Origin of the sequence: Virgibacillus sp. NKC19-16 (genome assembly GCF_021560035.1) — a bacterium.
In the GTDB taxonomy this organism is placed as follows: Bacteria; Bacillota; Bacilli; order Bacillales; family Amphibacillaceae; genus Virgibacillus_L; species Virgibacillus_L salidurans.
The window spans coordinates 709,717-722,215 of sequence record NZ_CP074373.1; the positions used below are offsets into that span (position 1 = coordinate 709,717).

At 37.5% G+C, this 12,499-nt stretch carries 14 protein-coding genes; all 14 read left to right on the forward strand.

Annotated features, from left to right (window positions below):
- Positions 1 to 40: 40 nt before the first annotated feature.
- A complete protein-coding gene (locus KFZ58_RS03910; protein WP_235793544.1) occupies positions 41 to 1,012 on the forward strand; it encodes a conjugal transfer protein in 972 nt (323 codons plus the stop codon).
- 12 nt (positions 1,013 to 1,024) lie between these two features.
- A complete protein-coding gene (locus KFZ58_RS03915; protein ID WP_235793545.1) occupies positions 1,025 to 1,282 on the forward strand; it encodes a TcpD family membrane protein in 258 nt (85 codons plus the stop codon).
- Between the two features lie 11 nt (positions 1,283 to 1,293).
- Positions 1,294 to 1,815 carry a conjugal transfer protein gene (locus KFZ58_RS03920; protein ID WP_235793546.1) on the forward strand — a complete coding sequence of 174 codons (522 nt, stop codon included), beginning with the start codon at positions 1,294 to 1,296 and terminating at the stop codon, positions 1,813 to 1,815.
- The gene (locus KFZ58_RS03925) at positions 1,700 to 4,198 is read left to right on the forward strand and encodes an ATP-binding protein (RefSeq protein WP_304956817.1); all 2,499 of its coding nucleotides are present in this window, start codon (positions 1,700 to 1,702) and stop codon (positions 4,196 to 4,198) included. Before KFZ58_RS03920 ends, KFZ58_RS03925 begins: the two co-directional genes overlap by 116 nt.
- A 42-nt stretch (positions 4,199 to 4,240) precedes the next feature.
- On the forward strand, positions 4,241 to 6,262 hold the full coding sequence (locus KFZ58_RS03930) for a CD3337/EF1877 family mobilome membrane protein (protein WP_235793547.1): 2,022 nt from the start codon (positions 4,241 to 4,243) through the stop codon (positions 6,260 to 6,262).
- Positions 6,263 to 6,300: 38 nt separating this feature from the next.
- Positions 6,301 to 7,335 (forward strand): lysozyme family protein, encoded by a 1,035-nt coding sequence (locus KFZ58_RS03935; protein ID WP_235793548.1) that lies wholly within the window; start codon positions 6,301 to 6,303, stop codon positions 7,333 to 7,335.
- 2 nt (positions 7,336 to 7,337) lie between these two features.
- A complete protein-coding gene (locus KFZ58_RS03940; protein ID WP_235793549.1) occupies positions 7,338 to 7,835 on the forward strand; it encodes a YddI family membrane protein in 498 nt (165 codons plus the stop codon).
- 43 nt (positions 7,836 to 7,878) lie between these two features.
- Entirely contained in the window at positions 7,879 to 8,217 is a 339-nt protein-coding gene (locus tag KFZ58_RS03945) for a hypothetical protein (RefSeq protein ID WP_235793550.1), read from the forward strand.
- A gap of 122 nt (positions 8,218 to 8,339) precedes the next feature.
- Complete coding sequence (locus tag KFZ58_RS03950; RefSeq protein WP_235793551.1) at positions 8,340 to 8,600, forward strand: hypothetical protein; 261 nt, start codon at positions 8,340 to 8,342, stop codon at positions 8,598 to 8,600.
- A gap of 241 nt (positions 8,601 to 8,841) precedes the next feature.
- On the forward strand, positions 8,842 to 9,501 hold the full coding sequence (locus KFZ58_RS03955) for a nucleotidyltransferase family protein (protein WP_235793552.1): 660 nt from the start codon (positions 8,842 to 8,844) through the stop codon (positions 9,499 to 9,501).
- 40 nt (positions 9,502 to 9,541) lie between these two features.
- Positions 9,542 to 10,060 (forward strand): GrpB family protein, encoded by a 519-nt coding sequence (locus KFZ58_RS03960; protein WP_235793553.1) that lies wholly within the window; start codon positions 9,542 to 9,544, stop codon positions 10,058 to 10,060.
- Between the two features lie 169 nt (positions 10,061 to 10,229).
- On the forward strand, positions 10,230 to 10,721 hold the full coding sequence (locus KFZ58_RS03965) for a hypothetical protein (protein WP_235793554.1): 492 nt from the start codon (positions 10,230 to 10,232) through the stop codon (positions 10,719 to 10,721).
- Positions 10,722 to 10,832: 111 nt separating this feature from the next.
- Complete coding sequence (locus KFZ58_RS03970; RefSeq protein ID WP_235793555.1) at positions 10,833 to 11,432, forward strand: DJ-1/PfpI family protein; 600 nt, start codon at positions 10,833 to 10,835, stop codon at positions 11,430 to 11,432.
- Positions 11,433 to 11,563: 131 nt separating this feature from the next.
- Positions 11,564 to 12,487, forward strand: coding sequence for an alcohol dehydrogenase catalytic domain-containing protein (locus KFZ58_RS03975; RefSeq protein WP_235793556.1), 924 nt, complete (start codon positions 11,564 to 11,566; stop codon positions 12,485 to 12,487).
- Positions 12,488 to 12,499: the final 12 nt, after the last annotated feature.

Here is a 12,499-nt window from a genome sequence, read left to right on the forward strand (position 1 = left end):
TTATTATATCCTTTATTATTTTTTTGGAAGAGGTGAGCAGTTGAAAAGCTCTATTAAAGATGTATTCCGTCGCATGAAGCGTAGAAAATCCCAGATCAAAAGACCGGAGAAGCAAAAAAGCACTATCAAAAAAGATACTTCTAAACGTACAGCTTTTCTTGTTTGGTTTATGATAACCGGTTTAGTTTTTCTTTCCTTTTTAGGTGTGATGCTTTCGTTATATACGCAATCGTCCATGAATGATTGGGATGAACAGTTTGAAGCTAATGCTTCTGAAGATGAAGCAGAAGAAATGAATGTTGTTCGTGCAGACCGTTATTTACGTGATTTTGTTCGGAAGTATATGAATGTAGATAGTGATCCTGAAGCGGTGGAACAACGAAAGGCAGCGTTACAGGATTACATGGTTATTCGTACAGGAGGTAATGAACCGGAGTTCTTTGATGAAACAGGTGATATGCAAGGGTCAAGAGAGATCAAAAATCAGCAACTTTTCCATGTAGAGGAAAAGGAAAATGAAGTGATCTTTCAATATGAAGTCACTTATTCTAGTGTAACGAATAATAACAGTGAACGGCAAACGTTATTATTAAATGTCCCAGTTGTAAGTGAAAATGATCGTTTTTCAGTGGCCAGAGAGCCTTATTTTACGCAAGTCGATAATTTACAAGGCAATATTGAAGTAGAAGAAGAAGCAGAAAGTTTGAATGCTTATACGGGTGCAGAACAGGAAGTAATTCAAGACTTTTTAAGTGATTTCTTTACGGAATATGCGTCAGGAAATACGGATGATTTGGCGTATATGATGGAAGAACCAGGAACTTTAGAAGGTGCGTTTACCTTTGAGGAAATCACGGATGTGCAAATGGAACAAACGGAAGAAGGTTTTATTGTTCATGCGCAAGTAAGGATGTTAGATGTAGTGACGCAACTAGCCTATGAAATTGATGTGGAAATGCTTATTACACGTCAACAGAATCATTATTATGTGGAACAATTGGATTATCAATAAGGAGGCGCAAAGATGGGAAACATTTTTCAAGGCTTGCTTTTAGGTTCGACTAGTAATCTACCTGATTTGGGTCAGGTAGAAAACTGGTGGTTAAATATTGTGGTGCAAGCCGTTACGATTATTGTTATTTATTTAGTTGCTAAGAATTTAGCACGATTGCGTATCGGTGGCATTATCACTTGTATTTTGATTGGTGGTGCGGTTGTGTTTGTCATACAGAACTTTTCGCAAGTCACAACATGGGTTGAAAGCATCATTGAGCTATTGTAAGGAGGTCTTGCATGCGAACGGTGTTTAATTATCGGCAGGCTTTACGTGAACCTAAAAAGATTCAACAAATTACAGAGAAATATTCTCTCCCGTTTTCGATTGAGTTAATACCAGCCATCAACTTTTTGGTGTTTCTAACGATTATGGGGTTTTTTCTGTATCTTTTGCGTACGGTTTTCCCCTATTTGCTGGAATGGACGTTTTTAGTTTTTTTGATCGGGATCCCGTTGCTTTTAACTAGTATAATGCGAAAGATTCAGCCAGACGGAAAGAATATTTATCTCTATTTATATGATTTTGCGAAATACCTTTTTTGGGTGAAACTGCCAAAGAAATATTTTTGTCACGATAAAAAGGTAGCGTGGATGCATGATAAAATAATTCAATTTCGGAAGTGTGTAAAGGTGGTGGATAAGAGTGAGCGTATTAAAAACGCCAATGAAAACAATGAGAGGCAACCTGTTATTAACGCAAACGGGCGACGTGTGGGGGTTGTATCGTATTCAGACAACATCCATTCCGAGGCAAAATGAGAAAGAGACGGCGTCTTATAAAAGGAACTGGAAACAGTTCTTTGAAGAATTGACGGACTATAAAGATTTTCACTTGATGATGTATCCGCAGGAATTTCGCTTAGGTGAACGTTTTGATGATTTAAAGCAGGATATAGCGATAGATGCGGATGACATGGCAGGTTATTATTTACAGGAAACAACGAATTTATTGGAACAGCGTTTAGGGAAGCTAACCAAAAGTGATTTTATTTTAGGTGTCCGTTTGAAAATGGAAAATATCAAGGTGGATGCAGATTTAAAGGATAATATGTTTTCGGCTTTTTCCAGAGTCACGGATACGATTGTTAATTTGTTGGGTTGGGAACAGGATGTATCTGTTTCCTTCTTCCAACAATTTGATGAAGCAGAGGAAGAATTAACAAAACTGATTGCCATGGTTGGGGGTGTTCGTTTAAAAGAGGAAGAAATGATTTATGTAAATCGATATAACTTCCTGCGTGGCATTGATCATGACGTATCGGAACAATCGGATGATGCAACGCCAGAAGGTATTACAAATACGGTAATCGACCCTACTTCCCCTAGTTGTTTGAAGTTAAATGCGGAGGGTGAGGAAGGGTATATCTCTTTCTTGGTCGTGGATGAATTTCATCATAACATGGCAGAAAGTGAATTGTTTTATGAAGCACAATCCCTTCCCTTTTCCGTAGAAGTGGATATGAAAGCGCAGGCGGAAAATAAATCGAAAACAAAAATGAATGTCAATTTAAAAAAGCAACAGTTACGGCAATCGGCTAGTGAACAAAACCGGGTTGGAGATGAAACAGATGCGTCCGTAAGTACTAGTGATTATCTTATCCGTGGTTTACAGGATGAAATCAAAAAAGATGATGTAGACATGTTTAATTGGGTAGCGGTGATTATTGTAGATGGTGAAACGAAAAAAGATTGTTTGCAGAAAGCAAAAATGGTCAAACGGCATATGAAGGCTGCAGGAATTACTTGCCGGATTCCGGTTGCTGATCAACTTTCCCTTTTTTATCAGTTTTTACCGGGGAAAAGTTTGGATATTACCAATCGACATTGGTTGCAAAAAACAACGCAGGATGGACTGGCAGAAAACTTTTTCGGTGTTTATGCGGATGTTGGCTCGAAGGTTGGCTTTTTTATCGGCTGGATTGATCGGTTTGAAAAGCATAAAGATCTAGATTCGGCAATTGGTTCCAGTCGTGATCCGATCTTTTTTCATCCTTTCTTAGCCAATCAACAAGTGAAAGGTTCAAAAACACGAAGTCCGCATGTGTTGATTACAGGTGATACTGGAAACGGGAAATCTTTTTTAGCCAAACTGTTGTTTATTTATATCAGTATGATGGATGTGAAATCGCTGTATATTGACCCGAAAAAGGAATTGCGGAAATGGATACGGAAAGTGATGTTGAGTCCACAAGTTAAACGGGATTATCCTTTATTTGTTGAACATTTGAAAAAATTTCATTTTATTACGTTGGATGCTGAAGATGAATCAAACTGGGGAGCATTAGACCCAGTGGTGTTTTTACCACCGATGCAGGCTAGAGAAATGATCGAAATGATTTTTTCCCAAGTCTACAGTTTCAAGGGCAAAGATGATATTCATACAGCTTTTTTAAAAGCAGTAACCACCGTTTTAGAACGAAAAGAACAAGGGGAACAGGTTGGCAGTAAACATGTGGTTGATATCATGTGTGATCATGAAGAATCAGCGATACGGAAAGCAGGAGAGTTTTTATCGGAAGTAACAGCGGACTCCATGATGAAATTATGCGTACATGATGGCTCCAATGATGCGTTATCTCTTCATCAGCGCATTAGTATTGTAGAAATTGAAAACTTGGATTTGCCGGAGGTAACGGATAGGGTGGAAAGTTATACGAATGCGCAAATGAAATCTAGTGCGGTTATGTATGCGCTTGGTAAGTATTGCGAGTTGTTTGGCCAAAATAAAGAAGAACGAACAGCTGAATTTATTGATGAAGCGTGGATGCTAACATCCAACGCGACGGGTAGAAAGGTTGAAAAACAAATGCGCCGCGTTGGTCGGAGTTATAATAATGCGCTTTTCTTTATCTCGCAATCGACGAAAGATGCATTGCGCGAAGAAGAAAGTGGCAACTTCGGCGTTGCATTTGCCTTTGATGAACCAACGGAACGGGATGACGTTTTAAAGTGGATGAACATGGAAGCTACCGAGGAAAATATAGATATGTTGGAACAAATGTATCAAGGACAGTGTTTATTTAAAGATTATTATGGACGAACAGCTAAAATGAGTGTGGAATGCTTGTTTGATGAGTGGGCAGGCGCATTTGAAACTATTGAAGAATCAGCAGTTGCACAAGCAGAGGAAAAATATTTGTAGAGTCACTCTTCGAGTGGCTCTTTTTTTGAAAGGAGGGAGCATGTGAAATGGGTCAAGCGTTCGTTGCTTTGGTTGATGGTGTTCATCCTTTTTTTAATTCCTGCAAGTGGGGTCGTTTTTGCGGAATATGGAGGGCATGAAGAAAACATGTCGGAACCGCAGGTAGAGATGCAAGGGGGGATTGAATTAGAAAGTACTCGGTTTCCAATTGATCGGTATACTGTAAATAACGAAGCAGAGGATGACATGATCAAAGGTGCATTTATGGGATTTTCCAACGCGATATTTACATTTACAGGTAATGTAGTAGTGGGAGTTGATAAGGCGTTAGAAGAATTATTTACCCTTGAGCCGATTGATCGTTTTTCGGGGCATATAAATTTAATATCGCAGTCGATCTATAATACCCTTCAGGATTACTTCGGCCAGATGCTTTTTGTTTTTGCGGTAAGTTATATGATTTATTTGGCGGTAGCAAAGGGCACGTTTCAAGAAGCATTTCGCCGTTCGGTTTTGTTTCTGATGGTGCTTCTTTTTGGTGGTTATTGGATGTTAAATGCTGGTTACTTTGTCAGTACTTTTAATAATCTTTCTGTAGAGGTGCAGGGATATTTATTAGAAGCAGGTAATGGGCTGATTACGATGGTAGATGATGATGGTGTGTATGAACAAACGGATGCCATAGATGTAGAGAATCCGGTAAGTGGAACCATTGGGATGATGCGGAATGTTTACTTTGATTTGTCTTTTAAGCGCCCGTATCTGATTATTAATTATGGGGAAACGGATGAACAGGCGATCAATGATGCGGATGAATATTCTCCAGAAGATTTGCCTGGTGGAGAAAGTTATAACCGCGTTGATCGATTACTTGCTTACGAGCGTACAGAGGATGGTCTAAGTCAGAAGCAAGACTATATACAGAGTTTCGAATTAAGTGATTATAACAACCACTCTATGGCTGAAGGTCAGGTGTGGACGCAATTAGGGCAAGTGCTTATTGCCTTTTTAGCAGCGGTTTTTCTTGCCATTCCGTTTTTAGGTCTTGGCATTTTGAACTTTTTGCTTCAATTGGTCGCTTTAGCCTTAGCTTTCTTTTTGCCGTTTGCCTTGATCGTTTCGTACATTCCTCAATTTGCTTATAGTGGGTTTAAAGTGTTTCTTAAACTATTGACAACGTTTGTGGTAAAAGCAATGCTTGCTTTAGTGATTGTATTTGTCTTTGCGCTTACTTATGTAGTGGATGTGATGATTCCCCCGGAGTCATTTGCCATGTATTTGGTGAATATGGTTACGCTGATTACTTTATTTCTATTGATGATTAAAAAGCGGGATGCCATCGTGAAGTTAGTTACGGCTGGTCGCGTGCAGTCTATGGATGGTCAACTCATGAATAACGTTCAGCAAAGAATGGTAAGTCCTGCGATGGATAAGACAGCAAAAGCTGTTTCACATTTCCATCCTGGTGCTGGGAAAGCGATACAAAACGTGAATCGCATGCAACAAGCGGCGACACTTTCAGAAAGTGCTTCTAGTAGTACCAATCAGAGTGATTTACGTAAGGAACGTACACCGCAACATTCTGGCTCTGAAACGTCGCCATCTGAAAATCAACCTTCAGAGAAGCCATCTTCTAATCGTCGTGAGCGTACTTCCCAACATGACCAAGTTTCGGGGGTACCTTCTGAAGGCGATCAACAAGGTAGTTCATCTTCCAGTAATCATGAGCGTCCTTCGCAATCTGTTGTCGATTTATCAGATCGTAAGCAGCGGAAAACGCAAGCTGAAGAAAATACAACAAAGCCAAAAGATAAGTATTCTTCCGATTTTAAAGAGAAGCCTCCTATAGAAGGTAAATCTTATCATTCTTCTGGAGAGGATAAACGTCGTCAGTCTCAAAAAGAGCAAAGTAATCAGTCTAAAAAAGGAAATCGTTCGAAAGTAAGGCGTTCTGGTGTTTCTAGGCAACCAGAGGGAGTAAAGAGAAAGAAGCAAGTATCTAGTGCAGCGGTAAAAAGAGAAAAGAATGCTTCTAATAAAGCGTATGATGGTAAAGATCATTAAGGAATGTCTACGGGCATTCCTTTTTTGGTGGTGATAATTTGAAAGGTATCAATGGTATTTTCCTATTATTTTTTGTTTTGATGATGTTTGTTTTTTTGTTTTTAGGAAGTGTGATCATGGTGATTTCGGGTGATGACCCTGCGAAAGAAGAAAGCAGTGGAGACCAGCAACAAACGGATGCGCCTTCCTGTCGTTTTAATACGATTAATGATGATGTGGAACGTTATCGGGATTATTTTGAAAAATATGCATCTGAAAATGGCATTGAAGATCATACAGAAATCTTAATGGGAATGACGATGCAGGAATCGGGAGGTCGGTTAGCGGATGTGATGCAGTCCTCTGAATCTATGGGAGATCCCGTTAATACGATTAATGACCCGGAAACGTCGATTGAACAGGGTGTATCTTATTTTGCGGATGTATTGGAACAGGCAGAAGGTGATACGGAATTAGCGTTACAAGCCTATAACATGGGTAGTGGCTATATTGATTATGTGGAGGAAAACAATAACGGGGAATATAGTCAGGAATCAGCAGAAGCCTTTGGAAATGAACAAGCGGTTGAAATGGGTTGGGGTAATTATGGTGATGAAAATTATGTAGATAACGTCATGCGTTATTTAGAAGGTTGTGAGAATGCAGAGGGTGAAGGTGATAGCGATTGGGGGTTGCCTTTGGATTTCATAACGGTAACTTCGGAGTTTGGGATGCGTGATCATCCCATCCATAATGAACAACGTTTGCATGCCGGTATTGATTTTGGTTGTAGTACAGGTGATAGTCTTTATGCGGTTGCGGATGGTACGGTCATTGTTTCTGTTGTACAGAATACTGGTTTAGGGCAGCATGTAAAGATTGAACATGCCAGTGATGAGTATAGTGTGTATGGTCATATGTCGGTTATCTCTGTAAATACATGGGATGATGTAAAGCAAGGCGATAAGATTGGAGAATGTGGGTCAACAGGTGCTTCAACGGGTGACCATTTACACTTAGAATATCATAGAACAAATAATGCGACTAATGAGGATAAAGAAGACCCTAGAGAAGTGTTAGGATTGGAGGAATAACGTTGAAAAAATTGATAGCTGCCTTGCTTGTTTTACTGTTGGCTGGAGGGTATTTGTGGTTGGAAAATTCTCATTTAAAGAATGAGGCTTCATTTTTAAAAGCTGAGTTGGAAGGGATGGAAGGTATTCAAAATGAATCAGTGATTCATGAGGAAGCCGGAGAAAGTGCTAGACATTTTGTGGAAGGTTATTTTGTATATGAAAATAAACCCAATCAAGTGGATGTTGAACCGTATGCAGAACCTCAGGTTTTAGATCAGTTGCAATTTGAAGAACCTGTGCAAGAAGATGATAACATGAAAGTGGTTAGGTCTAGTGTTTCAGATGTGAATGTTTATCACGGTCAGTCAACGGATGATCGGCAGGAAACGGTCGTTATTTTTGATAATGAGATATTAGTAGATGGTATTGAAAGTGCTACATTAACGGTTTTAGTATTGGATATGGGAATCAAAGACGGGAGTTGGAAAGTGAAGGATTTTGATTTTTATCAATTATAAGTTATGATACAGGAAATGACTGTAAAAAAAGGGGCATAAAGACATGAAAGGAAAGTTGGTCTTTGTTGTTTGTTCATTATTATTGCTAGTCGGTTGTGGTGGAAGTTCGGAGTATGAGGATTTAATAGAAAATACTGTAAATGAAGTGGAAAGTAGATTGGTTGGTTCACATGAAGATTTAAATGTTCGTGAAAATGCTTATATTTATATTTGGGATAATGGTAGATATATAGGTATAACTTTGAATGTAGAGGATATGTCGCAGCCAGATTATTTTTATGAAATAGTTGATGGGGATTATGAACAAATAAGAGGTTATGAGATTGATCAATTAATGGAAAGAGAGCCTGATTATCGTGAACAGTTTGGAGAGGAAATCTAAGCTATACGCTTCACTTTAAAGTTTTATTCTGAAACCCGCTATACTCTTAGACAAACGTGAACAGGATTGTTTAATATTTAATAAGATTTTTTGACCGAAAGAAAAAGAAGGTGTGATTATCTATGGAATGGCAAAAATGCCCTCGATGCGACAGTCGTCGAGTAGGGAAAAGAGGTAACATTGGATGTATGGGAATAATTATCATGATATTCCTTGCCTATATCATCACTTATGCTATATCAAGCTTTTTACCTGATTTTCTTGGTAGTATAGCCATGTTAGTTAGTATATTAATATTTCCTTTATCATTAGTTGGTTTGTTTAAATTAAGAGAGAAGTTTTTTCGTTATCTTTACTGTAAAGATTGTGAATTAGTTTTTTAACTTCAAAAAAAGGTAGTGCATAAAATTTATATCCGTTTACATAATTATTTGGTCGATTTTATTGCTTTGAAATAAAGTTTGATTATTTGAAATTAAAGTTAGATATTTCATAAAACATTTGATGCAATTATGTTAATTTGCTGGATTCTTTTAATGCAACAAACGGGCCTTAATTGAATAACAGTAAGTATTTTTCAAAAAGATTTTAAGAAATGATTGGAACGGCCAGGGGGTAATAAAATTGATTGATAAGGCAGTAAAAATGAATGGTTTTAATAAAGATATAGATACTCAAAAGGTAATTTTAAAGGATATTTTAAATTTGAGTGAGGACTTACGACAAGCCTTGAAAACATCGCAATTGGAATTAAAAAATTACTATATTGGAGCAGGCTTTCTAGTTCAAACTGTCTGGAATTATTTATCAGGGAATTCTTTGGATTATGGAATTGGAGACATTGATATTGTTTATTTTGATGCTGAGGATTTAAGCTTTGAAAAAGAAAAGGAGATGGAAGTCAAATTAACGTCTTTACTTAATAATCTCCCATTTAAGGTGGACGTAAAGAATGAAGCTAGAGTTCATCTTTGGTATGAAGAGAAATTTGGTTTTAAAATAGAACCATATCAATCATTAGAGGAGGCAATTAATACTTGGCCAACAACTGCAACGTCAATGGGTGTTAGAAACGGAGAGAATGATCAATTTGAAGTGTATGCCCCTTATGGATTGAATGACCTTTTCGGTATGATTGTAAGGCCTAACAAGTTACAGATAACACGCGAAATTTATGAAAAAAAGCTGACAAATGGAAAAAACTGTGGCCAGAACTCATTGTTGTTCCATGGAATAACGATTAGATCAGATCTCCTTCAACTATCGGGCGCATTTTTCGAATAGGAAGCGTCCTTAAAATTTGATTTTGTTGAGGTGATAATAAATGAGAAAGGCCGAAGTGACTCCCTATAACAAGAGTTGGCCTAAGATGTTTGAAAAAGAGGCTAGTAAATTACATGCTGTTTTTGGTTCTGAAATCATTCAAATTCATCACGTTGGCAGCACGTCAGTAAAAGGACTAAAGGCAAAACCAGTTATTGATATAATGCCTGTGGTAAAAAGCATTAGCCGGATTGATGAATATAACGCGGCAATGATCGATATTGGCTACGAGCCAAAAGGAGAAAATGGGATACAAGGACGGCGGTTTTACCAAAAAGGAGGGGACGAGCGAACTCATCACGTCCATGTTTATGAGTCAGGTAGTTCTAACATTGAACGTCACCTAGCATTCCGTGACTATCTGCGAACGTATCCTGAAGCTTTGAAAAAATATGCTGATTTAAAAGAAGAATTGTCCAAGCGTTTTCTTTATGATGTCGCATCATATACTAAAGAAAAGGGGCAGTTAGTATCGGAGATTGAAAGTAAAGCAGTAATTTGGTATCAAAACTTAAAATGAACATTAGTGCAACGAACGGGCGCGATAACCGAATAAATTTGTTAAGCAAAAGGGCCAGATAATTGAGACAGGGGGAATTAAAATAAAAAAATATTTCATAGCATTTGGAATAATAGTTATCTTTATTATTGCAGGTTGTAGTTCCTCAGAAAAGATTGGTAGTAATGAATTGGAAAATTTTGAGGTAAAAAAGACAACGGATGAAACGAATCAAGATGACTTTATCTTCCGACTTGTGAGTGAAAAGGAACAGTATAAAGAAGGTGAAGATGTGAAATTGTATGGTGAAATATTATACAAGGGGGATAAAGAAGAGGTCACCATTAATCATTCCTCATCTGCTATTTCTTTTGGTGTGCTAGAAGAAACAAGAGGATACGAAATCAGTTATATCGTAAATGACATTGGATTATCCACAACACTTCATAGGCTAGGAAATCCTTATACAAAACAATATAACAAAAATGCAGTATTCAGCTCAGATAATACCTCGAAAGAGTATATGGAATTTATGGAGAGTTTTTCGAAAAAAGATGGCTTTCCTCCGGGTTATTACGTCGTGAAAGGGTATGCAAATTTTTCTGTAGAGTCTAAAGGAGATTTGGAACATCAGGAGAGATATAATATTGAAGCAACAATAGATTTTAAAGTTGTTTATTAGAATAATATCTCTGTTCTTCAACAATCGGGCGCTAATCTTTAATAAGGATTGGCTCAATATCGCATATAAGGGCCTTTTTGTTGAAGATCCAATCTTAAAGGAGGGTTTCACATGAGTAATAATAGACAATGGAAAGTAGGCATTTTTTTATTTGATAATGTAGAAGTCCTAGACTTCGCAGGTCCCTTTGAAGTTTTTTCTGTAACAACGTCAGAAAACGGTGAAAAACCTTTTGCTGTAGAAACAATATCGGAAGTAGGCAACATGGTGAGTGCTCGAAATGGTTTAAAAGTACAGCCAGATTATAGCATTGATAATATGCCGCAATTTGATATTCTAATCATTCCCGGGGGCTTGGGAGCCAGAGAACGGGAAATACATAATGAAAATGTAATAAAGTGGATTGCAAACCAAAAGCAAAACGTTCAACTAATGACCTCTGTATGTACGGGTTCATTACTGTTAGCAAAAGCAGGTTTACTAAAAAACAAAAAATGTACAACTCATTGGGCGAGTCTTGAAAGGCTAGAAAAAGAATTCCCGGAAGTCGATGTACAACGAGATGTTAAATTTGTAGATGAAAAAGATATTATTACATCTGGTGGAATTTCAGCAGGTATCAATATGTCCTTTCATATCGTTAAACGACTGTTAGGTGATAAGGTAGCCCAGAAAACGGCTAAAAGAATGGAATATGATATCGTTGTTTAAACCATTAAACAATACGATCGGGCGCAATTGTTTAGTAATGCATTCAAGAAACGGGCCAGATTGTCGCATAACAAGAATGGACTTTGAAGAGATTAGTGGATTGAATTATTGAATCATAGTAAGGAGAAATTATGAAACAATATACATTAATGCTAATAGATAAAAAATCACTGGAATGGGAAATTCAAGAATTACCCGCTTTAGGTGTAAATGAGGTTTTAATAAAAACAGTTATTAGTGCCGTAAGTGTAGGGGCGGAATTGTCCCAGTATGATGAAAGTGATGTTACAGATATAAACCCTGATTATCCCAGAAATACTGGATACGAAAATTACGGGGAAGTGGTAAGGGTTGGAGGTAACGTTCGGTCAGTGCATACTGGCGATAAGGTAGTTGCGTTTTATGGTCATAAGGATTTTTCAATAGAGAAAGAAAATAATGTAATTCCTGTTTCTGAGGATATACCTAGTACTCAAGCATTGCTCACAATATTATCTTGTGATTCCGCAAAAGGTGTCTTGAAACTAGATCCAAATCCTAAGGATAAAGTGCTTGTAACGGGGATGGGAACCATAGGGTTACTGGCCGTCTATTTTTTAAAGCATTATATTGGTGTCGATCATATTGATGTCATCGAACCTGACTGTAGGCGGAGGCATATAGCAAAGGAATTTGGTGCGAAGAATGCTTTTGATTTACAAGATAAATTGGAGGGAAAATATGAACACGGTTTAGAGTGCTCAGGAATGCACGGTGCATTTGGGATACTGCAAAGTTCTATCAGACAGTACGGTAAAATTTGCATTTTGTCTGATGGAAATAAAGAAGAACTTAAATTAGGACCAGAGTTTTATGAGAAAGAATTATGTATAGTAGGTTCAAGTGATGGATGGGATTATAAAAGGCACTCACAATGGTTTTTTAAGTATGTAAAGAAAACACCCTATATAGATCAAATATTTGAATATGAAACAACTAAGGAAAATCTGATGCAGTGCTTTAAAGAATTAAGTAATGGAACAATTAACCCTTTAAAGGTACTTGTACGGTATTAGGAATAACTAAAT

What these genes read in the sequence shown, in the direction of transcription:
- KFZ58_RS03915 (WP_235793545.1), top strand. Translation starts at nt 1,025, where the DNA reads ATGGGAAACATTTTTCAAGGCTTGCTTTTAGGTTCGACTAGTAATCTA.
- KFZ58_RS03920 (WP_235793546.1), top strand. Translation starts at nt 1,294, where the DNA reads ATGCGAACGGTGTTTAATTATCGGCAGGCTTTACGTGAACCTAAAAAG.
- KFZ58_RS03945 (WP_235793550.1), top strand. Translation starts at nt 7,879, where the DNA reads ATGAAAGGAAAGTTGGTCTTTGTTGTTTGTTCATTATTATTGCTAGTC.
- KFZ58_RS03950 (WP_235793551.1), top strand. Translation starts at nt 8,340, where the DNA reads ATGGAATGGCAAAAATGCCCTCGATGCGACAGTCGTCGAGTAGGGAAA.
- KFZ58_RS03960 (WP_235793553.1), top strand. Translation starts at nt 9,542, where the DNA reads ATGAGAAAGGCCGAAGTGACTCCCTATAACAAGAGTTGGCCTAAGATG.
- KFZ58_RS03970 (WP_235793555.1), top strand. Translation starts at nt 10,833, where the DNA reads ATGAGTAATAATAGACAATGGAAAGTAGGCATTTTTTTATTTGATAAT.
- KFZ58_RS03975 (WP_235793556.1), top strand. Translation starts at nt 11,564, where the DNA reads ATGAAACAATATACATTAATGCTAATAGATAAAAAATCACTGGAATGG.